The sequence below is a fragment of the Streptomyces sp. H39-S7 genome (genome assembly GCF_027158205.1).
In the GTDB taxonomy this organism is placed as follows: domain Bacteria; phylum Actinomycetota; class Actinomycetes; order Streptomycetales; family Streptomycetaceae; genus Actinacidiphila.
In genome coordinates, this window is record NZ_JAPVLU010000001.1 from 311,537 (window position 1) to 335,268 (window position 23,732).

Genomic DNA, 23,732 nt, shown 5'->3' on the forward strand with positions numbered 1-23,732 from the left:
GCTGATCGACACTGTGGAGCCTAGGAGATTCGAACCCGAAATCGTTACGTCTCTGACCTGCGGAAATGCCGGAGAACCGGGACAATAGGCCCCGTTTCCATCCTCCTGGATCCTGCTCCATCCGCCTCGATCCGGCTCCGGTGTTGACGTGTCAACACGGGCCCGGCACGCGTTGCTGAAGAGAATCCGCAGCCCTGGCCAAGCCCCTGAATACCTTGCCAGACAGGCGATGTGTCCCATCCTCCACGTTCCTTGCGCGGGCAAAGCACCGGCCGAGGCCATCAAGCGGCGTCGTGGTCGTCAACATCGGCAGGTTCCTACGCCTGCGCTCAGCGGCCCGGCACCGGTGCCCCTTATTTGGGCTCGGCACGCCGACGTCCGTCAAGGGCTGCGTACGGGTTACCACGTCGATTCGATCAGCTCTCGTGTTCCCATGCCGGGGGTCCCATGAGCACGTCACCGCGCCCCGCACTGGTCGTCGAGCACATCGGCTCCTCGCGTTACATCGCCGGAGCTGTCAGGAGGACTACGCCGCGGCCTGGGTTGCCTGTGGCCGGACTCGGAACGTCTGGCCCATCGCCCGTTCGACCGAAATCAGGAGGACGACTCGCTCAGGGTCCGGGGCCGGCGTCCGTCCGTATCGCTCTCCGTAACGGGAAACTGCGTCTTCGACCGCTGCCGCGTCGGTGCACACCTCCGCCACGCCTTCGAGCGTGGCCCACCGGCCCCCGTCGACTTGGCAGACCGCGACTCGGGCCCCCTCCCCGCCCGCGAGGATGTTGGTGACTTTCCGGCTCGATTTCCGGGTGATAACTCTGGCCAGTCCTGCGGCAGCGTCGACGGTCACGCCAACGGGAACAACGTGCGGTCGGCCGTCAGGTCGCAGCGTAGTTATTGTGCACAGATGGTATTCGTTCCAGAACTCTTGGTAGTCATTGCTCTGGCCGGTTATTGCGTTGGACATGGCTGAAAGCGTAATGGCGCCAGTTGCCCGAACTGCCCCGAAGTGACCGCCGCCACACGCCGCCTAGCTGGGCGATTAGCCCGATTCATTGGCGTATGACACACGTAGTTCAACCCTAAATATCTCAGATTCATAACGGACTCGCGGTGAGGGCTGCCGTTTTTGAAGCCGTCACCCTGGAGCACAAAACGCCAGGTCAAAGCGCTTGATCGAATGGTTTGTAGTCGATTTGAATCGTTTTGAGATGGCAGGATTACTTGCGTCCTACACTTATTGATCATGCTTTTCAGGCCATGCCTTGCCTGAGCCGTCACGTACTGTCCAACGAGGTTCCCGGAGGCTCCTGCGAGATCGCCCGCCGGGTGTCTCATCGTGTGTTCGCGTATGTGACACCAGGGGTGGGCGAGGCAATCTGAAAGCCAGGCAGCAGGGCCCCTTGTGAGGGTTTGGCGGGGCTCGCAGGCATGTCTAACTGCGGTCACTTCCGGCCTCGGGAACCGGACGTCATCGACGTGGGCGCGATGTCGCCCCGGCTCGGGGAAGCCATGATCTGCCGTTGGAGGGATTACTCAGTGTGGTCAGAGAAGAGTGGTCGAGGCGCGGCGGAGCCGACGATTCCCGCGCAAGGCGGGGTCGGTCGCGGGCGCCGCTGGCGCACAGCCGGAAACCGGACCGTGGAGAAGGATCTGCACCGCCTGATTCGGCGTGAGCTTCAAGACCTCGGGATAACTGCCCCGCTCAACGTCGAAGAACTCTGCCAGGCGCTCAGTCGCCGACGGGGACGTCCGCTGTACCTGCGGGAAGCTCCTCTTCCGAAGCCGGGTCCCTCGGGGCTGTGGGCCTCGTACGAGGGCTACGACGTGATCCTTTACCAGCAGGAGACGACTCGGCTGCACCAGGAGCACATAATTCTCCACGAGGTAGGGCACATCCTCGTGGCGGAGAACGAGGAAGCGGCCGAGAAGGCTGCGGGCGAGACGTCGGAACAAGCTCCCGCGCTGGACCCTGATGAGGAGTCCGCCGTCTCCGTGGAGGGCTGGGCCACCATGTTGCCCGTCTTCGAACCCGAGACGATCAAGCGGGTCGCGTTCCGGTGCTCGTACGACGACGGGGAGGAGTGCTCCGTCGAGCTGGTGGCCACGATCATCCTGGAGTGGTCTTCCCTGCTGAACGACTCCACTCCGCTGTCGGACGACCCCGCGCTCCGGCGTGTGGAGTCGGCTCTCAGTGACCGGCGAGGATGGCTGTAACCCGTGGAACTGCTACTTCTGGGGCTCCTGGCTGCTCTCGTCTGGAAGCTCTACCAGTGGAGGCGATCCCCGCACGACGCCCCTCTGCGGTCGGTCACCCTCTGCTTGCTCTGCGCCGCGCTGTCGTACCCCGTGGCTATGCCCGGGGGCGCGTCAGGCGTTGACACGGTTGCTGGCCATGGGGCAGCGAAGCTGATCCAGAATGTGCTGCTGCTCATCGCGATGTACTTCCTGATGTGCTTCTACCTCTACTCCACCGCTGACGAAGAGGCGGGCCGCCGCCGGGCACGTAAGGAGGCTGTGGTCGTCGGAGTCGTCGTGGTGGCCATCACGGTGGCTGCCGTGTCGGTGCCGAACGAGGTCTTCGCCGGCAGTTTCAGCACGGCGGACATGACGATTCCGCAGATCGCCTTCTTCTACGGCGGAGCCGGTCTCTACCTCATGTACGTCCTCGCCCTGGCCTGCCGGTGGACTCGGCGCTATGCCCGAATGTCCCGGCGCCCCCACTCCACCGGGCTCTGGATGACGGCCGTTGGCCTCGGAGCGATGGCGGTGGCCTGCGCGATCCGGGCCGTCATCGTCGCCGTTCGATGGGCTGGTGTTGAGGTACCCAAGCCGCTGATGGCCGCTGTCGCCTTCCTCCTGGTGGCGTCAATCCTCACGTTCGCGGGCGGGATCACCTACTCCGGAGCCCGAGCCCGGATCGCCTCGCTGCGGCTCTGGCTCCAGCACCGGCGCGATCACCGTCGTCTCGCCCCTCTGTGGGAGCTGCTGGCAGAGGCGTACCCCGACAACGTCCTGCGGCCGGCGTCCCCGGCCGCACTGGACCGGTGGCGGGCCCGGGGTGTGCACCGGCGCTATCACCGTCGCATCGTGGAGTGCCGTGACGGCCTGGTGGACATCAGCCCGTACCTGCTGGGTGACGGTGACAGCAGCGCGGTACTCAACGTCGACTCCGCAGAACTCGCCGCCCGGCTCCGCCGCGCGTCCGCCCGGATCGACAAGGGTGTTCCTGCACCCCGCCGACCGGTCCCCCTCGCCATGGCTCTGGGGAGCGACCGCAAGTCGGATGTGAAACAACTGATTGCGGTGTCCGACGCACTGCGTCAAGCCGCATGACCCCCCATGATCAAGGAGTCAACATGCTGATCACCGGTGGACGAGTGCTCGTCGACTCGGGGTCCTACCTGGAAGACGGCGCCGTTCTCATCGACGGAGGCTTGATCGCTGCCGTCGGTCCGCGCAAGGAGATCGAAGAGCAGGTCGGCGTCGACGTGCCTCGGTTCGCGTTCGACGGCGCTGTCCTGCCGGGGCTGATCGACGCCCATGTCCACCTCGCCTTCGACGGCGGGCCTGATCCGGTAGCCACTCTCCAGAACTCAACGGACGAGGTTCTGTTCGAGGACATGCGCCTTCGCGCGGAACAGCTCCTGCTCAGCGGCGTCACCACGGCCCGTGATCTCGGTGACCGGGGCGGCCTGGCGCTGCGTCTCGCCGCAGAGGTCGCGGATGGTCGTACACCGGGGCCGAGGATCGTGTCCGCGGGCACGCCCGCAACCATCGTCGGCGGGCACTGCCACTTCCTGGGCGGCGAGGTCTCCGGTGAAGCCGAGATCCGGGCCCTCGTGCGCCGTAACCTCACGGCGGGTGCCGGGGTCATCAAAGCGATGGTGACAGGCGGCGGCCTGACCAAGGACGGGCCCAAGAGCCACCAGTCCCAGTTCTCAGCGGAGGAACTGGCTGCGCTCGTGGACGAGGCCCATAAGGCGGGCGTTCCCGTAGCAGCCCACGCACACGGCTCCGACGGCATCACCGCGGCCGTGGAAGCAGGTGTGGACACGATCGAGCACTGCACATGGATGACGGGCGACGGCCTCGACTTCCGGCCGGACGTAGTCCAGCAGATCATCGACCGGGGTATTAGCGTCTGCCCGGCCGTCAGCCCCCACTGGCAGATGCTCCCCCGCATCTTCGGCGAGGAGCGGGCGAGCGCGATGTTCGACCTGGTGCGGCAGATGGCCGACGCGGGCGTTCGCCTGGTGGCCGGAACGGATGCGGGAGTGCAGCGCGCGGGCTTCGATGGCCTGGTCCCGGCACTGTCGTTCTACTCCCACCTGGGCCTGCCGAATGCGGCGATCATCGACATGGCAACGTCCGAAGCGGCGACGGCGCTGGGGCTGGGCTCCACCACGGGGCGGATCGCTCCCGGCTACCACGCGGATCTCCTCCTGGTCGACGGAGACCCGCTCGCAGAACTCAACGCGCTGAAAAACGTGCGGGCTGTGTTCGCCTCCGGCCAGCGCTACGAGCCCAACGCGGCCACCGAGTAGAAGTACCTACGCGGTGCCCTGTTTCCCGCGACTCGCTGAGTCTCGGGGAACGGGGCACTATTCGTCGGCGTCGGGCGCGTCCTTCTTCTCCAACTCGGTGGCGAACTCGTTCAGCATCGAGAGGACATCGGCCGACAGACCCTCCGAGCCCATCCCTCGCGCTCGAATGCGGCCCACCTTCCCGCTCTTGCCAGCCCTCATCAGGCGAAGCCCTTCGACGACCTGCCGGGCGACCTCGTCGCCTGGCTCGAAGTAAAGGCGCGTGACGCCAAGGAACCTGGCGATCCCGTCCAGGACGACCGGAGCAGGGGCTTCGGCCTCGTCGGCGCCCGTACGAAGGGCCTCCACCTTCTCGGCCGTGGTGACCTGCGACCCCGCGTACGCGTTCACAGCATCCGCGATCTCGCCGTCCCCCGGCGCAGCCCCTGACGGGTACGAGCGCTCCAGGAGAAGAGTGATCTTCTCAGCGAGCGTGCGGGGCGGTTCCTCGACCGACGCGGCGGCAGCGTCGCCCTCCAGCTCTTCGCCCCGGGCCTTCGCCATGGACCGTTCCTGCGCTTGCTCCAGCTCCTTCACGGTGACGCCATACGCCGTCGCCAGATCAGGGAGGTACCTCTCCTTGAGCGGGCGGACGCCGTTCTCCGCGCCGGCCACTGGACCGGCGCTCTTGGTCCCGATCACCCCCGCCACCTCGTACCGGTAGAGGCCGGCGTCGCACCGCAGGTCGGTGAGGTCGGGCAGACCATTCCGCGGGAACAGCACGTCAAGCGGCTTCTTGAGCACCCGGGCGAGGGCGGGCAACTTCTCCTGGTCAGGCGCGTTCGTGCCCAGCTCCCACCCCGCCACCGTCGAGTCCGCGACTCCGACGGCAGATGCCACGTCGGACTGCGAAGTCTCGGCGTCTCGACGCACCTTCCGCACACGATCTCTGTCGAAGAGCCGGGCTGGCATCAGACCTCGTTTTTGAATGAAACCGAGGAAACCTCGGTCTGTTGACTTTTTATGGCAACCGCGATAGCTTCAGTTTAGCGAAAAACGAGGGCGTTCGCACCCCCTCGCCATCGCCCGCCAGGCCGAACCGATCTCGGGCCGACCCGGTGGAGAGGGGAAGTTGCGTACAGCTCGTGCGCTCCACGTCCCCTCAAAACGCCATCGGCGCCCGGAAGTTCGCACCTCCCGGACGCCAGACAGCTCGTGATCCGAGGCTCCGCATGGGACCGCAAGATCACTCGCACAGCCACTCCGTGTCCATTCGCACGGCACTGCGGAGCGGCGTACCACATAGAGGAGTGTCGCATGTCCCCTACTGCGGATTGCAAGCCGAAGGCCGGGATCGCCTCGGGACCGGCTGAACGGTTGGCCGAGCAACTGACGTCCATGTTGCCCCCCGGGGCCGCTGTCGTACAGGTCCGTCTCCAGGGCCCCCGGACCCTCTGGCCCCACCTCGGCCTCACGGCCGTGAGCGATCGGGGCCGCGTACTCCGCGTGCCTCGCGCCAAGGCGCTGACCATCGCGCGGTGGATCATCCGCTCGTTTCCCCAGGCCGGATGGGCAGCCTCCGGCGGCCAAGCCTTCGACCTGCGGACGGCTCAGCTGCGCGGGCTGGACGCATGATGTCGGCCGTCGCACCAGCCACCGCGGTTCCTGCCGCCCTCGGGCCCAACGAATTGCAGGGGCTCGCAGCCGTGATGAGCCTGCTCGCTCAGGCCGGCGGGATCGACGCTCTGTTGGGCAACCGTCAGTCGGAACATGGCGAAAAGCGTCTCCACCTCGGATACAGCGAGGCTGCCGAGCGGCTGAATATCCCGGAAAAGTGGCTGCGGGAGCGAATCTCCTCGCTGCCCCACCGCAAATTCGGGAAGTTCGTCCAGTTCGCCGAGGAAGACCTCCGCGCGATTTCGGATATGCATTTCGTAAACCCCGGTATGGCGACTGAAAAGAACCGCGAGTCGGCCTTGATGGCCATCCAGCCATCTAAGCGTTCACGCAAGCGCTTCTGACCTCTCCTTGCGTTCGAGCGCGTTAATGCGCTTGGCGCCGTGAACATCGCGAGATACAAATGAGCACTGAAATATCCAGTCTCATCGAGGCTGCATTGCAAGGGAACTGGGCTCCTCTCGTTAAGGAATCCAGAAAGGCTGCCGGGAAGCACTGGGCCGAAGACGCCAGATGCTCGAATCAAGAAATCAACATGTTCGTTCCCCTATGGGATGGGCCTCGTGAAGATCCCGAGACCGTAAAAAGCAAGCTGGGCACATCCCTTAACAGGCCCCGCAATCTATGTGCATCCTGCCCTTTGGCCGTGGCTGCCCGGTGCCTGGTCGAATCGCTCAGGGAAGACGATGAGTTCGGAATTCGGGCTGGCCTCCTGGCCTCAGAGCGGTCCGCACTGCGCGCCGCGTGGCAGCGGCGCGCGAACGAACGGGCCGTGGAGAGTGCCCTCCAAGGCTGTACCGCAGCTCTCAGTAAGGTCGAGCGCGACGCGGTAATTGCGCGATTCGCAACGGATTCGTCATTTGACCCTGCCGCTGTCGCCCGGGGGCTCGGCGTTACGCACGAATACCTCTTGAAACTTGCGCGCCGCCACAGGAAGAAGTGGCCGACCGCGCCGCTGGCATTGCACGGCGCTCACGCCGCCTGATACGCCGCCGAGGAAACGATTCTTCTTGCAAGGCAGCGCCTTGTGGTTCCGGGAGTTCTCTCCATGATTCAGAACGACCCCGCCGGTTCGCGGTGCATAAATCTCGGTGCCTCGATCCGCGAAATAGTGCCCACGGCTGTGCTCGTGCGGGTGTATCCCGAGCGTCGGTCTGTTACCCACCTTTTCGGATCGGACTTCTTCCCCATGCCTATCGACCGCCAGACCGAAGTAAAGGTAGCTCAAATGGTTAGACGCCACTTTGGCGAGGCTGCCGACTGGCGTCGTTCCCACGATTTCCACATCCCCACTGGCGCGCTCTATCTCACCCCCGAGCCGAACCAGAACGGCTATATCCCGGAAGACGATTACTCTTTCGGCCTCTCGCCCTTCCGCTGCATAGCGATAGCCAACGGGGATTGCCGATGAGCGATATAGCGACCAACTTGGTCTGGTCAAAGTCTAAGTCGTGCAGGGGCTCCCGCCTCGTCATGCTCGCGCTCGCCCGGAAGTCTGACGACGAAGGCAAAGCCAGCCTGACGCTGGAAGAGATATCCACGCTCACGCAGCTCACGGCTCGCTCGATAACCAAGTGCCTTGGAGAATTGGCGAAGCTCGGTGAACTCAGCCACGAGCGAGGAGGGGGAGCCTCAAACCCCAACAGCTACTCAATCCTCCTGTTCAGCGCGGATACCGCTACCCACGCCGATTCAGAGAAGGAACTTCCCACTCCGTGCCTCAGAGCGTCAGGAGAGGGAACTACGTTCCAGGAAGCGTCTTCCCAGAACTCTGCTTCGGCGGCCGAAAGTGGGAAGTTCCCGCACGCCAACTTGGAAGTTTCTTCCTCGCGCACGCGTGGTGGTAATACTCCCTACGGGAGTATTACCACCACCAAAAAGCAAGCTAGCTCGTCAGGGCTGAGGCGACCGAACAGCGATGCCGAGCAGGACTCGGTGAAGGTGCCGGACGGCGCCAAGGATCTGGTAACAGCCGTAACGAACGCAGGAATGCTCGTCGGCTGGCGGCTGACTGAATCCGAATGGGATCGGGTAACAGCTCTCGCGGCCCGTTGGGGCAATGAACGGCTGGTCGAGATGGTGGCGCGGCGGTGGAACGCCTCACGTCCGCCCCAGTCGGCCCGCTACCTGCTCCGCATCTGGGCGGACCTTCCCTCACACGCCTCCTCCGCGGTCTCCGAAGGCAACGTCGTGCCTCTGCGTCGACCGTCCGGAAGCTGGGTTCCTTTTCAGCACACCGCCGCCGACAGCGCTTACCAGAACGGATTTTGATCATGGCTGAGCCGGAACCCGTAGGTAGTGCCAGGTCAATGCGCGCTATGGAACGAATACTCACTGCGAAAGGGATTCAGGTCGTGCCCGACAACCCTGCCGAAGACTCTTCGGAAGAAAACCCGGGAGACCGGGACTGGCACCGCCGCGCTCGGGCCGACTACGCGCTGAGCCGCTGGGCGACCGCCACTCCTCCCCGGTTCAGCGACGCCGAGGCGACCATGCCCGAGGTCACCCGCTGGGCTGACCGCGCACTCGCGGACAACTCCGCTGCTGGTGCTCTGCTCCTCACCGGCCTCACGGGGACGGGAAAGACTCACCAGGCGTACGGAGCCCTTCGGAGGATCGCGGCCGGCGGCCCGGACCGGTTCGAGCTGATCGCCGTGAACTCGGCAGACATGTACGGCAACCTGCGTCCCTCACAGGTCATGGGCGCGGCGGAACGGGAGCTGCGGCGGCTCAGCGAGGTGCAGTACCTCTTGCTCGACGACCTCGGTACGGCGAAGACGTCGGAATGGACCGAAGAGGTCACGTATCGGCTCATCAACTTCAGGTACAACCACTGCTTGCCGACGATCATCACGTCCAACCTGCCCGCTCGCGACGAACACGGGTCGGACCTGACCGACTTCGTCGGGGCCCGTGTGGCGAGTCGCCTGGCCGAGATGGTGACAACCCTCGTCCCGATGATCGGTGCGGACCGGCGTCGCGGCGGGAGGGCAGCGTGATGCCGGTCCGCCTCCGTGGTGCGTCCCGAGACGCCGCGACGTTGTCCACAGCCTGTGCATACGTCGGCCCTCACAGCCGGTACGCGAACCCGTTCACAGTGGGTACCCGGTCTCCGCTCGGTCCTCCGCTGGACGCTGCTGAGTCCGTGGACCTTTTCGCCGCCACCCTCCGAGGCCCGGTAGGCCGCTGCTACGCCGCGCGGTTCGCCCGAACACTGCACGGTCTCGACCTGATGTGCACGTGCCCTCTTGACGTGCCGTGCCATGCGGACGTCCTCCTCCGCCTCGCCAACGAAGCGTGCGGCGGCAGCGCAATCCGCGCCCCTTTTCTCCTGGAAGGCCCCCGATGAGTCACCCGATCATGTTCGCTGCGGCCAAGCGCCTGACGACCTCCGAGGAGCGGCGCACGGCCGCCCGGGAGAATGCTTTCCGCACCTGGGGCCCGAGGTCCATCACGGCGGCGTCGAAGTACGCACGTCGTCTCCTGGGGGATGAAGCGGTCACACTCGATTGGGAGGTCCTGGGCCTCCTCTCGTTCGAAGAGCACCTGCAAGCCTTCACGTCCCTCGACACGGTCGGGGGCCAGCACCTGGAGCTGTACTACACCGACCAGGGCGGCACGGAGCGCATCCTTCTGCGGGTCTCGTGCGTGAGCTGCCCAAGTCAGCACGTGCACGAGGTGACGTCCATGGAACAGCTCGGACAGTTGCTCTCCCAGACCCCGGCCTGGCAGTCCATCAACCCGCGTGCCGGGGGGAACCTCTGATGTCCGAGGCGCACATACCCGCGGCGGCAGCCGAACCGCGGGGTGCCCACAGCCTCCGCGGGATGACGGCCTGGGACCGCTCCGCGATCATCCTGCTCGGCGCGGCCGGCTTCCTCTTCTCCTACGACGCGCTGCGACAGATCGCCATCGCGATCCACGCGCGGGAGAGCCTGAGCTACCTGTTCCCGGTGTTCATTGATGGGTTCATTGCGTACGGCGTTCGAGCGATCGTGCTCCTTCGTCACCAGCGTTTCGGCGCTCGGCTATATGCCTGGTTCCTGTTCCTCGCGGCGACCGGGGCAAGTCTCGGCGCGAACGCCTTGCACGCCATCACGTTGAACGATGGTCCGCAGGCCGGACGGTCCGCACTGCACCTGACGGACGGCGTCGTCGGCGTCCTGTCGATGCTCGCACCGCTCGCGCTGGCGGGTTCCGTGCACCTCTACATTCTGATGGCGCGGACGGCGGAACTTTCGGTCCCGGACAGCGCGGACAACGGTCCCGGACCGGTCCGGGAGGAAGGGCTGAGGCTGGAAAGAACCGCAGTTCAGTCCGCGCTTCGTCCGCCGGAAGCAACGATCACGGCCGGGGTGCGAAGCCTTCCGTCCGGTCCGTCCGCAGCAGAAGACGCGGGTCCGGCCCCCGTCGACCTGCAAAAACATGAGGTGGGGCAAGACGACGGGGCGCGTGCGGACGAGTCCGCGACTCACGCGCCCGCAGGCACCGAAGGTGCGGACGAGGTTCCCTGCGACGCGGACGGACCGGCTGTTGGACCTGCGGACGACTGGCCGACGGCGGCGCCCCCGGCAGCGGCTAAGACCACCGTCGTAGCGGCGGTCCGTGCCCTTGCGGACGGCGAAATGCCGTCCGTCCCGGACGATGCTGAGTGTCCGCAGGATCGAGAGGCGGACGACGAGTGGTTGGCGGAACTTCTGCCGATCGCACGGGCCGCCACCGAGAAGGCCGGACGGATCAACCGTGACGTGGTGGGAGGAGCCGTCCGCCCGCACCAGCCGATCAGCAACGACCGGTTGGGTGTGCTGCTGGGCCGGCTGAAAGAGGAGGAAGACGAGGCGGCCGGGACGCCCCCCGCTGCATCCCGAGCCCTCTGGTGATCTCATCTCAAGAGTGCCCCCGGGGCCTGCGCGGCTCTCGCCGTACAGGCCCCGGGCGGCTCGTTCGACCAGGAAGGAAGACCATGTGGAGTCGCCGACGCGACCGGGCGGAGAACGCCGTCAGTCCTGACGCCGTTCAGGCAGCGTCCGCGCTGACGGTTCACCTCCAGGGCGGGGGCAGTCTTCTGCCGGTCCCAGTGGAGGGCGTTCCTCTTGCAGACGCCGAGGTCGCATTCGCGGACGTGACGTGCTCGACCGCTCGCTTCTACGGAACAGAGGTTGCTTACCCTCGCTCGGGTGCCGGGTACTTCGAGGACCACCCGACCTTCGGTCGGCGGTGGGTGTCCAACGGCCGCCTCGACGCCAGGCGGCGCCATGAGGCGGAGGTTGCCGCCCGGCCGCAGTGGCGCGACCCCGCCATGGCCCGCGTGGTTCTCACCTCGATCGGTGTGCGGCTCTTGCCGACCGGATCGCCCTCCTGGCTGCCGTTCGACCATGCCCTCCTGGCGGGAGTCACGGAGGAACAGTCCGCGGTCGTGCTCTCGTACAGCGTCTGCGCTCCGGTCCTTCTCGCTGGTGCAGCAGCTCCGTGGCTCGGTGTGGCCATCGAGCACATGCGCCGCACGGCCATGTAGGTCCGAAACGGCCAAAACGCCTCTTCCATCACAGAAGTCGGAACCTAATTCCTGGAATTAGGTTCCGGCTTCTTTGTTGATTCGAGTTGTCCGCGGACCCCTGCAAAGATTCAGGCATGGCCAACGCCGCAAGGCACTTCCGGCCCTTGAGATCTGCTCTCTGATCTCTCCGAATCGCGCTAGGGGTTGATGGCCTTGATATGAGTAACGGACTTTGTCGCTCGACCTACGCGCACAACTGCGCGAGTCGAGGATGGAATCAGAATTCGGCCTGACGCGAGACGCGACCGAACTCTTCCACGATTGAGACCGGGCAGATAGAGCCACACGCTCCGGCCCGCTTTCAATTTCTCCGGCAGTCGCCGGTAAAAGCCCGCAGGAGGAAACCCCCCTCCTCCTGCGAAGGGGCGGCGTAGGCCCCAGCCCCCGCAGGGCCGCGCCGCCCGCTCTCTCGAAAACCGTTGCACCAAGGTGGTGGTTCCCGCATGCCTCGATCAACCCGTTTCATACCTATATCCGCCGCAATAGGAGTCGTCGGTTCTCTGGCCCTTCTGTCGACCGGCTGCTCCAGCTCGACCGACGGGCCGCCCGGGGCCGCGACCGCGCAACCGCACTCCGTCTCGGCGGGCATCACCGCGGCGTCCACTCCGAGCGCGGAAGGTCCGGCGGCGCCGCCGCCAAGCACCGGCCTACCGAAGGACGTTGACAGTGCCGCGAGGGCGTTCACCACGGCATACGCCGAACACGATGCCCGCGACGGCAAGGACGGCTCGTACGCCGATGCCGGCGCTCGCGCGGCCAAGCTCGCAACGGGTGAGCTGGTGGAAGTCCTGGGCCAGCGGCGACCGAGCCAGGATGCCGTGTGGACCGCACTGCGGGCTGAGAAGGCCCGCCAGTCGGTCACGATCACCTCTGCCGTGGTCCCTGACGGCGCACCGGCCGTAACGCAGTCCTCCGCCCTGGTTCGCGTCGGCTACACCCTCACGACCACCCCGCAGTCCGGGGAGCGGCGGCACAGCAACGAACAGCTCGCCCTACGCCTGGAGCACACCTTCGAGGGCTGGCGCATCACCGCCATGCCCTGGGCGTGACGGGGCGAGATGAACAAGGGAACACAGGCTGGACTGGGGCTTCTCGTGACAGCGGCTGTATCGGGCGTCGCTCTGTTGACCACCTTCGGCGGGGCGGACAGTGCTTCCGCGCAGGAGGCCGGTCCCGGCGGCGGAATCACGACGGACGCTCCTGTTCCCGGCTGGGTCCGGGAGCTGATCAACAAGCATGCGGGTGAATGCCCGCAGGTCACGGCCTCGCTCCTAGCGGCTCAGCTCTACACCGAGAGCAACTTCAACCCCGCGGCGACATCGCCCGTCGGCGCCCTCGGAATCGCACAGTTCATGCCCGCGACCTGGGCTGAGCACGGCGTGGACGGCGACGGCGACGGCATCAAGGACATCCGCAACCCGGCCGACGCCATCGCGGCACAGGCGAAGTACGACTGCACCTTGGCCAACGAGGTCAAGGGTGTGCCGGGGGACTCCACGGACAACATGCTCGCCGCGTACAACGCGGGCGGCCCCACTGTTATCAAGTACGGCGGCGTCCCGCCGTACGCCGAGACACGCGGCTATGTGAAGGACATCCGTGAACTGGCCGCGAAGTGGGCGGCGGCGGTGAACCCCGACGCGCCTGCGGGCAAGGGCGCTGCTCGCGCCATCTCCGCCGCGAAAACGGCTCTGGGGACTTGGTACCAGTGGGGCGGCGACTGCGTCTCGCCCTACAAGGGCCAGGGCGGATGCGACTGCTCCTCGCTCACCAAGATGGCCTGGGCCTCGGCTGGCGTGAACCTTCCCCGCGTCACCTACGACCAGGTACGCGCCGGAACTGCTGTCAAGAGCGTTTCCCAACTTGTCCCCGGTGACCTGCTGTTCAGCGTCCCCGGCAGCGCAGGGCCCGAGCACGTCGGCATGTACATCGGCGGCGGCCAGGTCATCGACGCCCCGCACACAGGAGCCCAGGTGCGGATCAAGCCGCTCAGCTACTGGACACCGCAGATCATCGCGATGCGGCACATCGGTTAATCATCACAAATTATCTCATTCACTCCATAAAGTACCAAGGGGCTGAAAATGTACAACCTCCTGTCTGCCGCTGCTGATCCCTCCCTGCACACGACCCTCGCCGCCGGAGCTGACGTCGTTTCCGGCGTGAAGCCGGACTGGGGTCCCTTCGGGAAGCTCGGGGGCACGGCGAAGGTGATCCTCGGTGTCATTGCCGCCGTCGTCCTCGTCGTTGGTGCGGGCGCCTTCCTTGGCGGAGTCGGCAAGTCCAAGGGCTGGTTCGGCGAGGGCCACAGCACGATGGACAGCTCGCGCGGCAAGGGCATGATGGTGGGCGGCCTGACCTGCGTCTTCCTCGTGGCCTCCTTCGGCACCATCTTCGCCATCACGTACGGCATGGGTGTGTGACCCATGGCTTCCCGATCCCCACGGAGGAACGTTTCCTCCACGAAGTCCACCGGGGCACGCCGTTCGTCGGCCAAGCTCTGGAGCATCGCCGCCGGCGGTGCGGCCGTGGTCACCGCGGCCGGGGTGATTGTCAACATGGCCACGGCCAGCCCGTCCACCCCTGCTCCCTCCTCATCAGCTACCGCCCACTCAGCACCGCAGGCCAACGAAGACAGCGTGCGTGAACTGGACGGTGTCCCCGTGGGTTACCCGCAAACGCAGTCTGGCGCCAAGGCGGCGGCGGCCAACTACACCACGGTCAGCGGCAGTTATAAGTTCCTCACGAACAAGGACGCGAGGCACCGCGCTGTAGCGGTCATGGCGGCCAAGGGCACGGCCGAAGCGACAGCGAAGACGTCCGATCACGCCTCCGCTGAGGCGGTCAGCTCCCTTCGGGGCGACACCTCCAAGGTCTCTGCCGAGAACGCCATCGCCCGTACAGGCGTTCTCTCGGCTCACGTCCTGGGCTTCGACGCTCGTGGGGCGATGGTGCGGCTGTGGACGACGACGGTTCGCGGCAGCGCGGCGGGGCACTCGACGCCCAAGACGGACTTCCAGTCGGTGACGGTCACGCTCACCTGGGAGTCCAATGACTGGAAGCTCAAGGGAAGTTCGGCCACGAACGGCCTGGTCGCTCCCATCGACGTGCGGCAGGCGTCCAACGTCCCGGGTGACTTCTCCGGCTACGTTCCGACTGCTGCAGAAGACCCTGTCCTGAGCGGTTCGGCCAATCAGGACGGATTCCCGGCAGCGTATGGACGCGATGAGCGCGGTGCCCGTGCCGCTGCCGTCAGCGCCACCATGCTCTACGGCGATCCCCGGTTCTTCGTCAAGGAGGACTGGCGGCACCGGATGCTGGCGGCTACCGCCGCGTCCAACGTGCTGCACTCGGTCACCTCGGACACCGACTCGACGGCTCGCCTCGTCATGGAGAACCGAGGGGTCGGCGCCGATGGGAAGACCGCCGACGGAAGTGAGCTGATTACGCGGACGGCGCCGCTCGCCACCCGTTCGATCTCCTACTCCGACCAGGCCGCGAGCATCGAGCTGTGGACCGCGTCGGTGGGCGGAGTCGCTGGGAAGGACGAGACGCAGCGCCCGCAGGTCGCCTTCCTTCGGATGACCGTGGATCTGGTCTGGGAGGGCGGCACCTGGAAGACGACGGCCGTCACGCCTTCCGGACCGCTGGTGCCGTCGCCGCCGGCCATGCAGGAAGCGGACCCGGCCGACAGCTTCGCGGACGTAGGGGGTGCCAGCAATGCGCCTGCGACTGCGTGATGATGCCCCCGGCCTGCTGACCATCGAGCGGGGAACCCCGGGCCGCTGGCGGCGCCGCCTCCAGGCGGTAGCCATGGTCAACGTGATCATCGGGTTCGTGTTCGTGCCCTCGGCGGTGGCCAACCCCTTCTGCTACATCCCGATGGTGTGCGAGGCGAAGGCGGCGATCGACTTCGTCAAGGACCCGCTGGGCTTCTTGTTGCAGAAGCTCACCGAGGCGAACATCTGGTTCCTGCGCAAGATGCTGGAGCTGATCCAGAACACGACGAAGATCGACCTGACGTCGGCTGGCTTCCTGAAGCAGTACGCGATCATCTTTGCGGCCTCCAGCCTGCTGACTGTCGCCCTGTGGCTGATCGCCGTGGCCAAGCGTGCAGTCCGCGGAGTCGCCGTGACCACCGCGGTCTCCGAGGCGATCGGCTTCCTGCTCCTCCAGTTCGTGGTCAACGCGATGACGCCGGGCGCAATCGCTCTGCTGATGAAGGCCATTGACGAGGTAACGGCCATCTTCGAGCCCTACGCGACATCGAACTTCAAGCCGTTCCTGGAGAACATCCTCAAGGTCATGGCCATGAACCCCACCGAAGGTGTGGGTCAGCTGCTGGTCGTCAACCTCATCATGATGTGCGGCGCTGTGCTGATGTGGATCGAGCTGCTGATCCGCAGCGCGGCCATCTACGTGGCCGTGGCGCTCGGGCCCATCGTGAACGCCGGGCTCGTCGACCGCGACCTGTGGGGCAAGAGCAAAAAGTGGTTCGGCGCCCTCTTCGCCATCGGCCTGAGCAAGCCTGTGCTCTTCGCCCTGCTCGGCCTCGGCGGCGCGGTCCTCAGTGACACCTCGGGGAGCATGTCCGATGCGGTCTCCAAGACGCTGGTCGGCGCGCTGATCCTGCTGCTGGCCGTTTTCGCGAGCGCCACGCTCTACAAGTGGGTGCCTGCCTTCGGCGATGAGATGGCCAGCCTCCACCACGACCGGAAGAGTGCCCAGTCCTCCGGGCCGGCCGCTGCGGTCGACGGTCCCGCCCAACACGCAAACCGCGCAATGGGTTCCCGGGTGCAGGAGTCCTTGGTCGGTGGCGGCGCGAAGAGCGCTGGCGGAACGGCTGCGGCCGGCCCGGTCGCCGCCGGGGTGGCTGTGGCCAAGGCCGGTGTCGACATGGCGAAGAACAAGGCCACCAGCTCCCCGGGCGCACAGGGCACCGATGCCGCAGGCGGCGGCAAGCCCGAACAGGCCGAAGGTCAGCAGGGCGGCGACGACACCGCTGGTACGTCCGGTGCACCGGACACGGCTCGTCCCGGGGGAGCGACTTCCGACCCGGTCGTCAGCTCTCCTCCGGACCGGTCATCGGCCGGCGCCCACGCAGATGCCGGACGGCCGCAGGGAACTGGTGGAGCACCGAGCACGGCACAGCCGCCCTCGCCACGGTCTCCTGGCCCGGGTACTTCGGGCCCGACGCCGTCCGCCTCCCCTTCCTCCGCATCAGGAACCACCTCGGGCTCCGGGCCCTCCGTCACGCCCCCGCCGCCGTCGCGGCCGTCGGGCAACCAGGCACCCGGTCGTCCGACCCCCAGCAAGGATCAGTGACCCATGTCGACTCGTACGTATCAGTTCGGAAAGCACCGCCCCACCGGGCTGGTGGGCCGTCGGGACCTCGGCGAACAGGTCGTCCTCGGCGGCGGTGCGGTCTCCGGCATCACCTTGGGCTACCTCTTCAACGGCGTGACGGCCCTCGCCGCGACCTTCCTCGTCCTGCCGATCCTGACCGCCCTGGTCATCGTGTACGCCCCGTACCGGCCCAAGGGCACGTCCCAGCGGCGCACGCTCTACCGCTGGTGGAGGATCAACCGCTACCACCGCCAGGCGATCCGCCGTACTGGTGGTGTGTGGGTGTCCCCGGCGGTCGAAGCCGGTGTGTGCCGCGACGGCACCCCGCCGGACGCTGCCCTGGCAGAGCCGGAGGGCATCGCGGGCATGACGTGGGTACCGGTCACGGTCCGCGGTCAGCAGGCCGTTGTGGTCCTCCAGCCGGAGGCCGGATGCGTCACGGCCACCCTGGAGATCGCCTCGCCCGGCCTGGGCGGCAAGGAAGTCGGGGAACAGGTCGTCGCCGTGGAGCGCTGGGGCGAGCTGCTGGATGCCTTCGGAAACGTCGAGGAGCACCCGGTGAAAAGGGTGCAGGTCCTCGCTCGGCAGATGAAGTCCGACCCCTACGCCCACCAGCGATACATCGCGCAGCGCGACGAATCGGCCGCGACAACGGCTGCGCCGCAGTGGCTGAAGGACTCCTACGACGTGCTGGCCAACGCCGTGTCCACCAGCGCGGAGGAGCACCGCTACTACATCACCATCCACGCGAACTTCACCCGCGACCTGGCGGCCGAGGGCGCCGCCCGCGGCACCGGTGACGAAGGGGTCGCCGCCGCCATGGCCGCGTACCTGGATGAGCTGTGGTCCCGCGCGGAGGACGCCGACCTCTCCGTGATCGCGCCCCTGGACGAAGGCCGGATGACTGCGTTCGTCCGCAACTCCTACGACCCGGACCATGCGATCTGGGACACCGACCTTCCGCAGGCGCACGCCTTCCCCCGCAATGTCGACGTCCGCGACGGGGCCCACGTCGCCACCCGCGCGGCAGGCTCCACCGACAGCTGGTACCACGCCACGGCCGCTGTCGTCGGATGGCCCACCACCCCCGTCGGCCCCGACTTCCTGTCACCCCTGCTGATCGGGATGCCGGACGTGATTCGCACCATGTCGATCACGCAGCAGCTCGAACCCAACGACAAGGCCGTGGAACGGATGCTCGCGGAGGACACGAACAACCAGGCCGAGATGGACCGCGACCGTAAGCGTGGCAAGAACATCGACCCGCGCGATCAGATTGCCGCGAGCGCCACCGGATCACGGGGTATGGCCCTCGCCTCCTCCGGCGCGGCCGGCTCCGCCGTCGTCGGCTACATCACCATCTCCTCGCGCAGTGCCGAAGAGCTGGAACGCACGAAGCGCACCACCGCTTCCCGGGCCCGCAACGCACACCTGCGGATCGAATGGCTCGACCTCGAACATGCTCGCGCCTTCGCGACGACGCTCCCCCTCGCCGGAGGCATCAAGTGACTAACCTGCTCGACCTCGCCCCGCTGTCGCCGATGTACGAGACGGTGCGCCGTCCCCTCCACACCGAGACCACCACCAGCCAAGCCCTGTACCTGCCCATCGCACCGCCGACCCTCGGCACCGCGGGCGCGATCATCGGCCGGGAGCTCTACTCCGGCAAGGCGTTCATCTACTGCCCGTTCTCGGCGTTCGGCGACGGCCTGCCCGGCGGCAACATGATCGTGATGGGCGACACCGGCCGCGGGAAATCCGCCCTGACCAAGACGTACGCCGCGCGGCAGATCCGCCTCGGCCGTCAGGTGGTAGTGCTCGACACCAAGGAGCAGAAGGAGCGGGAGGAGGGGGAGTGGGCGGCGCTCGGCCGCTCGCTGACCGGCAAGGCCCCGGTGAAGTTCTCTCCCGGCGGCGGACGCGGTGCCTCCTGTATCAACCCGATGGACCCCGCCATCGCAGGCAAGCGCCAGATCGAACTAGTGCGGACGATCGTGGAACTCGGTCTCGGCAAACCCTTGGACGAGTTCGCCGGCTCCGCCCTGCGCCTCGCGATCCGCCGGGCCCACCAGCGGGCGGGCGAAGCCGACCGCACGCCGGTCCTGGCCGACGTGGCCGCCGCGCTCCGCTCGCCGGAAGAATCCGACGCCGCCGCCAAGCAGCGGACGCGGGACGAACTCCTCGGTGACGGTCTGGAAGCGTCCTACGTCCTGGACCGGCTCTGCGGGAGCGAGCAGGACGCGACCGGCGACCTCACCGGCATGCTCGACGGACCGACCAGCCTTGGCGTGGACCTTGACGCCGACATGATCGTCTTCGACCTGACCAAGGTCCCGTCTGGCGGCGTCGCCATGACCATCCTCGTCGCCGTCATCGGCGTCTTCCTCGAAGAAGTCTGGCTGCGACCGCTGTGCGAGTGCGGGACAGAACCGGGAAAGCACGAACGGATCGTGGTCGACGCGAACTCCGGCGCCTGGGAGCTGGGCCCGAACCGGGCGTCGGGCTGCCGCCGCTACACCCAGCGCAAGCGCATCCTCGTCTGCGAAGAGGCGTGGCACATTCTCGGAACACCCCAGCTGGCCAGCTTGTTGGAGAAGTTCCTCAAATTTGCCAGAGGCTACGGGTTGAGCTGCATCCTCATCGTTCACCACCTGTCGGACATCGATGACAGCCCGGAGACGCAGGCGGCTCTGAAGATGGCCGACACCATCGTGATCTACAGCCAGAAGAAGGCCGAGGCGGAAGCGACGGTGGCCCGGCTGGGCCTGCCGTCCTGGACGGCGGAGCACATCATGCGCCTGCGGCGCGGGATCGCGCTGTGGAAGGTCGGGGAGGTCATCTACCCCGGCGTCCAACACCTCCTGGTCGAAGCCGAACAGCATCTGTGCTTCTCCTCGGGTTCGATGACCGACCTCACCAGCACCTCCCCGGACGCCGCATGAGCAGCTACCGCCACCTCTCCGCCGCCGACACCTTCCACGCAGGTTCGGAGCGCGCCTCAGCCATGGTCACCGCCACCGATGTGACCGCGCTCCTGGACGACGAGCATGCGGTGCGAGCGGAAATCGACCAGTTGCACGCGGACGCCCTCGAACTCGCCCGCCGTACGAAGGCTCTGGCCACCGCGCTGGATCACGGCGACTACTCCGCCGCCGGTGGCCGCGTCCGGACGGCCGTCTCGCACTTCTGGCGGGCGGCAGAAGACCTGCACAGCGCCTTCCACACAGCCCCGCCCCGGTGTGCCGGACCCGACGCATCCCTGTCCCGGCTCTGCGGCCGGCGGATGCGTTACCTCGCCGCCCGGGTCGCGGGAAGGCCCGAGTAGTGGAGTTCATGCCGAGCAATATCACTCTCGCCCTGTACGCCCTGACCGGCGTTTGCGCGGTGGCCCTGGTGACCGTCTGGTTCCTGACGAAGCAGGGCCGACGCAGTGCCGGTTTCGCGACAAAATCGCAGCTCAAACGCCAGATGTCGGCCAAGGCAGTCCTGAAGGCCACGGAGATCCGTCCGTCCCTTGCCCGCGGTGAAGACCACCTCGCCCCTACGTCAGCGGTGAGCCTCGCGAAGGACCGATCCGCCGGTTCCTGACCCGCCCCGCCCCTCACTCGTTTCGGAGTACGTCATGCGCCGCACCCTCGATCCCAACGACTTCGGCTACTCGCTGGGGACTTCGCAACGCCCGAAGGGCGTCGAGTTGTGGTCCCGCGCCGACAAGGCATGCCGGGTCATCGGCCCCATGGGCAGCGGAAAAACGCTGCGTTTCTTCGCCCCGACCATCCGCAACTGGGCCGGGCCGGTCCTCGCCACCTCGACCAAACCAGACCTCGTGGAACTGACCCTCGATGCACGGCGGCGCGACGGCCGGCAGGTCGTGGCCTTCGACCCGCAGAACATCGCTCCCTCCCTCCCGAAGTTCCGGTGGACGCCGATTACCGGCGCGGCCGAGACGGAGGTCGCGATGATGCGCGCCAAGGCTTTCGTCGCCGGGTCTCGCACCCCCGGGTCGGCGGCACAGTCCAGCGAGGGCAGCGCCTTCTACAAGGGGCAGGCAGCCAAGATCCTCGCCGCGTTCTTCCACGCCGCCGCCCTCGACGGTGCCAACCTGGACTGGGTACTGAAGTGGGCCCGCAAGCTCACCGACCCCGCGCCTCTCGGCATCCTCAACGCCCACCCCGGCGCCGGCCCCGGCTGGGTGGACATGCTCCGCACGGCCACCACCGGCGACAGCCGCACAGTCGGCAACACCGCAAGCACCCTCGACGCGGCCCTTGAACCCCTCATGCACGAGTCGGTGATCCGTGCTCTTCAGGGGAACGGGGAGAGCCCCACGGACTTCCACGAGTTCCTTGACGCAGAAGGCACCGTCTTCCTGCTCGGCAAAGACTCGGAGGTGAACAGCGTCGCGCCGCTGACCACGGCGATAGCCGAGGACCTGCTAGACCTTGCCGAGGCTCACGCCATCGCGTCCCCGGCAGGGCGGCTCGACCCTGCTCTGCTAGCTGCCCTGGACGAGGCTCCGAACATCGCGCCCATCCCGAGCTTGCGCCAACGCGTCGCCGACGGCCGGGGCCGAGGCATCACGGTGATCTACGGCCTTCAGGGCTGGGCGTCAGCCCGCGCCCGCTTCGGTGAGGACACCGCGGCCGAGCTGGCGTCGTTCACCAACCACGTCGTGGTCTTCGGCGGAGCCAAGGACCCGGCCTTCCTCAAGGACATGTCCGACCTGTGCGGTCAGGTCGAGCGGGAGCGCACCACGAAGACCACGAGTGGAGGCGAACGCGGCGGTCACTCGACCGCCACACACATGGCCCTGGAGCCCGTTCTGCGCGGGGACGAGATCAGGTCCCTGTCCGAAGGCCACGCCCTGGTGCTCGCGGACAACCTCCCACCCGTCGTCACACGACTCGACGGCATGTGGACCTGGGACTCGTGGGCCGAGATCGAGGGTCACGTCCGCGAGCTGCGCGCCGCGAACGAGGCAGAGCGTTCCCGGCAGGCAGCGGCGAAGAAGAACCGGGCCGAATCCCACGCCACCGCCTGGGCCGGCCGAAGGGAAGCGGCTGCCGCATGACGAATCCGCTCGCACACTTCACCCCCTTCCCCGAACCGCCCGCGCTGATCTTGGAGTACATCGCGGAGCGAAGCGCGGAGGAGTCCGTAGTCGACGGCCCCTCGCCGTGGGACCTCGGAGCACTGTCCGCGGAATTGCTCGCGCCGATGCCCACGTGGCTCGACTCGGTGTGCCGCTGGCTGAACTGGACACACGCCTGGCAGCCACAGGACGTGATCCCACCCTGCTGGAAGAAGCACGAGGGTCTGGGATACGAGATCGCAGCCTTGGCCTTCGCCAGAAGGGACGCGTATGCGGACGCGGGTTCCTCCGTGATCTGGCACGAGCAGTACGACCGGTTCGTGAACCGGATGAACAAGGCGCTCGGCAAGGCCGGGGACGAGTGCCGAGTCGGACGCCATGAGGAGCGTCCGGCGCGCTTCCAGCTCGCAGCCTGGCCCGCGCAACCTGAAGGGGACGCCGAAGACCAGCAGTCGCCCGAGTCCGAGCGCATCGAGGAGATGGCGGGATGATGAGGAACCCCGACATGGTCTTCTCGACGGACCCCCGCCACGGGTTGGTGGCGCGAAGTGGCTGGGAACAGGAAGAAGCACGGGCTGTGCTCCACGATCTCGGCTGGGAGTGGCGGGAGGAGTTGCACGCGCTCGTATCGCCGGACGACATGCCGGACCTCGACGCCGGAGTTCAGGCGGTGGAGGAGCTGCACTTCCACGGGCATCGGGCGGGATACGCGGTTGGGCCGTACGGCACCATGCGACTGACCCTAGAACACGCGGAGCAGGTGTTCACGAAGGCCGCTGCGCGGGAGACCTCCGAGCCTCGGCCAGACACAGCCCATGGCAATCACGCCAACACGACGAAGCGGTGCCAATCGGCTTACAGCCAAGTGGCCGCTGAGGTTGAACCGGTCACGCCGGAGGCGCCAGACTCCCCCTCGGTCTAGAGCGACTTCGTCAGACGACCACCATCACGACAGCGTTCGAGGACGCACGGCTCCTCGAACGCTGTCGTGCTTCTGTCCGACTTCGGCGGTCTACCCTGGCGCCGGACCGGAGCCGGGGCCCGGCGGGGCGAGATCCCCTAGTGAGGCGCGGTGGTCCAGTATTCGGCGAGCATTTCGCCTGGCCACGCGGGCCCATGGATCGGGCCCCGCGGGCCCATCTCTTCGAAGTACGGCGAGAGGTCGTAGATCTTGGTACCGACCACAGCGTCCAGATCGGCAACGTGCAGGCTGAGCCCGTCGATCTTGAGGAGTCGCGGGAAGCTCTGCGCCATCTGGTTTGGTCGCCGGTGGTTGCGATGAGCAAACGTCCCCGTCGCTGGCCACTGCGCATTCCCCCGGGGGCTACGGGCGTGGTACTCAACATCGGCGGGCGATGCCTGGTCGAAGTGCCACACAACCACCAGGTGGGAGAACTCGTTCAAGCCCTGCACGGAATCGACGGGGAACTCGGACTCGTCAAGCTGGATCACTGACTCGATGCCGCCCCAAAAATCATCGGCAACCTCGGTGCGACCAGCGACAACTTCCCCGATTGGCTTGATCTCCAAGGCCATG

27 protein-coding genes are annotated in these 23,732 nt (G+C 66.8%); 24 read left to right on the top strand and 3 right to left on the bottom strand.

The window, feature by feature from the left end:
- Window positions 1-526: 526 nt before the first annotated feature.
- On the bottom strand, window positions 527-964 hold the full coding sequence (locus O3X23_RS01525) for a pyridoxamine 5'-phosphate oxidase family protein (RefSeq protein ID WP_269269152.1): 438 nt from the start codon (window positions 962-964) through the stop codon (window positions 527-529).
- A 674-nt stretch (window positions 965-1,638) separates the two neighbouring features.
- On the opposite strand from O3X23_RS01525, the gene O3X23_RS01530 reads away from it, so the two are divergent.
- From O3X23_RS01530 to O3X23_RS01540, 3 genes are read left to right on the top strand one after another with little or no spacing between them, the layout of a single operon-like run.
- A complete protein-coding gene (locus O3X23_RS01530; protein WP_269269153.1) occupies window positions 1,639-2,214 on the top strand; it encodes a hypothetical protein in 576 nt (191 codons plus the stop codon).
- 3 nt (window positions 2,215-2,217) lie between these two features.
- Entirely contained in the window at window positions 2,218-3,333 is a 1,116-nt protein-coding gene (locus O3X23_RS01535) for an MAB_1171c family putative transporter (protein ID WP_331283871.1), read from the top strand.
- Between the two features lie 23 nt (window positions 3,334-3,356).
- Window positions 3,357-4,544: an amidohydrolase family protein gene (locus tag O3X23_RS01540; protein WP_269269155.1), complete on the top strand. Its 1,188-nt coding sequence runs from the start codon at window positions 3,357-3,359 to the stop codon at window positions 4,542-4,544.
- Between the two features lie 57 nt (window positions 4,545-4,601).
- Here the strand turns inward: O3X23_RS01540 and O3X23_RS01545 are convergent, their stop codons facing one another.
- Complete coding sequence (locus O3X23_RS01545; RefSeq protein ID WP_269269156.1) at window positions 4,602-5,495, bottom strand: helix-turn-helix transcriptional regulator; 894 nt, start codon at window positions 5,493-5,495, stop codon at window positions 4,602-4,604.
- A gap of 659 nt (window positions 5,496-6,154) precedes the next feature.
- On the opposite strand from O3X23_RS01545, the gene O3X23_RS01550 reads away from it, so the two are divergent.
- The 21 genes from O3X23_RS01550 to O3X23_RS01645 all read left to right on the top strand — a co-directional run bounded on the left by O3X23_RS01550 (window position 6,155) and on the right by O3X23_RS01645 (window position 23,117).
- Window positions 6,155-6,544, top strand: coding sequence for a hypothetical protein (locus tag O3X23_RS01550; RefSeq protein ID WP_269269157.1), 390 nt, complete (start codon window positions 6,155-6,157; stop codon window positions 6,542-6,544).
- A 59-nt stretch (window positions 6,545-6,603) separates the two neighbouring features.
- Complete coding sequence (locus tag O3X23_RS44075; protein WP_443047663.1) at window positions 6,604-7,185, top strand: WhiB family transcriptional regulator; 582 nt, start codon at window positions 6,604-6,606, stop codon at window positions 7,183-7,185.
- A 63-nt stretch (window positions 7,186-7,248) separates the two neighbouring features.
- Window positions 7,249-7,611, top strand: a complete 363-nt coding sequence (locus O3X23_RS01555; protein WP_269269158.1) for a hypothetical protein — start codon at window positions 7,249-7,251, stop codon at window positions 7,609-7,611.
- A complete protein-coding gene (locus tag O3X23_RS01560; protein WP_269269159.1) occupies window positions 7,608-8,471 on the top strand; it encodes a hypothetical protein in 864 nt (287 codons plus the stop codon). The genes O3X23_RS01555 and O3X23_RS01560 overlap by 4 nt, the downstream gene beginning before the upstream one ends.
- A 2-nt stretch (window positions 8,472-8,473) precedes the next feature.
- Window positions 8,474-9,199: an ATP-binding protein gene (locus tag O3X23_RS01565; RefSeq protein WP_443047664.1), complete on the top strand. Its 726-nt coding sequence runs from the start codon at window positions 8,474-8,476 to the stop codon at window positions 9,197-9,199.
- Window positions 9,199-9,549, top strand: a complete 351-nt coding sequence (locus O3X23_RS01570) for a DUF4326 domain-containing protein (protein WP_269269237.1) — start codon at window positions 9,199-9,201, stop codon at window positions 9,547-9,549. Before O3X23_RS01565 ends, O3X23_RS01570 begins: the two co-directional genes overlap by 1 nt.
- Window positions 9,546-9,965, top strand: coding sequence for a DUF6195 family protein (locus tag O3X23_RS01575; RefSeq protein ID WP_269269161.1), 420 nt, complete (start codon window positions 9,546-9,548; stop codon window positions 9,963-9,965). Before O3X23_RS01570 ends, O3X23_RS01575 begins: the two co-directional genes overlap by 4 nt.
- Before the next feature lie 62 nt (window positions 9,966-10,027).
- On the top strand, window positions 10,028-11,080 hold the full coding sequence (locus tag O3X23_RS01580; RefSeq protein ID WP_269269162.1) for a DUF2637 domain-containing protein: 1,053 nt from the start codon (window positions 10,028-10,030) through the stop codon (window positions 11,078-11,080).
- 341 nt (window positions 11,081-11,421) lie between these two features.
- Window positions 11,422-11,715, top strand: a complete 294-nt coding sequence (locus O3X23_RS01585; RefSeq protein ID WP_269269163.1) for a hypothetical protein — start codon at window positions 11,422-11,424, stop codon at window positions 11,713-11,715.
- Window positions 11,716-12,200: 485 nt separating this feature from the next.
- Complete coding sequence (locus tag O3X23_RS01590; protein WP_269269164.1) at window positions 12,201-12,806, top strand: hypothetical protein; 606 nt, start codon at window positions 12,201-12,203, stop codon at window positions 12,804-12,806.
- Between the two features lie 45 nt (window positions 12,807-12,851).
- Window positions 12,852-13,793: a C40 family peptidase gene (locus tag O3X23_RS01595; protein ID WP_269269165.1), complete on the top strand. Its 942-nt coding sequence runs from the start codon at window positions 12,852-12,854 to the stop codon at window positions 13,791-13,793.
- A 48-nt stretch (window positions 13,794-13,841) separates the two neighbouring features.
- Window positions 13,842-14,180, top strand: a complete 339-nt coding sequence (locus O3X23_RS01600) for a hypothetical protein (protein WP_269269166.1) — start codon at window positions 13,842-13,844, stop codon at window positions 14,178-14,180.
- 105 nt (window positions 14,181-14,285) lie between these two features.
- Window positions 14,286-15,497, top strand: a complete 1,212-nt coding sequence (locus O3X23_RS01605; RefSeq protein ID WP_269269167.1) for a hypothetical protein — start codon at window positions 14,286-14,288, stop codon at window positions 15,495-15,497.
- 73 nt (window positions 15,498-15,570) lie between these two features.
- Window positions 15,571-17,082: a hypothetical protein gene (locus O3X23_RS01610; protein WP_269269168.1), complete on the top strand. Its 1,512-nt coding sequence runs from the start codon at window positions 15,571-15,573 to the stop codon at window positions 17,080-17,082.
- A 3-nt stretch (window positions 17,083-17,085) separates the two neighbouring features.
- Window positions 17,086-18,612 carry an SCO6880 family protein gene (locus tag O3X23_RS01615; RefSeq protein ID WP_269269170.1) on the top strand — a complete coding sequence of 509 codons (1,527 nt, stop codon included), beginning with the start codon at window positions 17,086-17,088 and terminating at the stop codon, window positions 18,610-18,612.
- Window positions 18,609-20,045, top strand: coding sequence for an ATP/GTP-binding protein (locus O3X23_RS01620; protein ID WP_269269171.1), 1,437 nt, complete (start codon window positions 18,609-18,611; stop codon window positions 20,043-20,045). Before O3X23_RS01615 ends, O3X23_RS01620 begins: the two co-directional genes overlap by 4 nt.
- A complete protein-coding gene (locus tag O3X23_RS01625; RefSeq protein WP_269269172.1) occupies window positions 20,042-20,428 on the top strand; it encodes a DUF6238 family protein in 387 nt (128 codons plus the stop codon). The genes O3X23_RS01620 and O3X23_RS01625 overlap by 4 nt, the downstream gene beginning before the upstream one ends.
- Window positions 20,428-20,691, top strand: coding sequence for a hypothetical protein (locus tag O3X23_RS01630; RefSeq protein WP_269269173.1), 264 nt, complete (start codon window positions 20,428-20,430; stop codon window positions 20,689-20,691). The genes O3X23_RS01625 and O3X23_RS01630 overlap by 1 nt, the downstream gene beginning before the upstream one ends.
- Before the next feature lie 34 nt (window positions 20,692-20,725).
- Window positions 20,726-22,174, top strand: a complete 1,449-nt coding sequence (locus O3X23_RS01635) for a type IV secretory system conjugative DNA transfer family protein (RefSeq protein WP_269269174.1) — start codon at window positions 20,726-20,728, stop codon at window positions 22,172-22,174.
- Complete coding sequence (locus O3X23_RS01640) at window positions 22,171-22,686, top strand: hypothetical protein (protein ID WP_269269175.1); 516 nt, start codon at window positions 22,171-22,173, stop codon at window positions 22,684-22,686. The genes O3X23_RS01635 and O3X23_RS01640 overlap by 4 nt, the downstream gene beginning before the upstream one ends.
- 14 nt (window positions 22,687-22,700) lie before the next feature.
- Window positions 22,701-23,117: a hypothetical protein gene (locus tag O3X23_RS01645; protein ID WP_269269176.1), complete on the top strand. Its 417-nt coding sequence runs from the start codon at window positions 22,701-22,703 to the stop codon at window positions 23,115-23,117.
- Window positions 23,118-23,254: 137 nt separating this feature from the next.
- Here O3X23_RS01645 and O3X23_RS01650 read toward each other — a convergent pair whose 3' ends face one another.
- Window positions 23,255-23,731 carry a TrmO family methyltransferase domain-containing protein gene (locus O3X23_RS01650; RefSeq protein WP_269269177.1) on the bottom strand — a complete coding sequence of 159 codons (477 nt, stop codon included), beginning with the start codon at window positions 23,729-23,731 and terminating at the stop codon, window positions 23,255-23,257.
- Between the last annotated feature and the right edge of the window lies 1 nt (window position 23,732).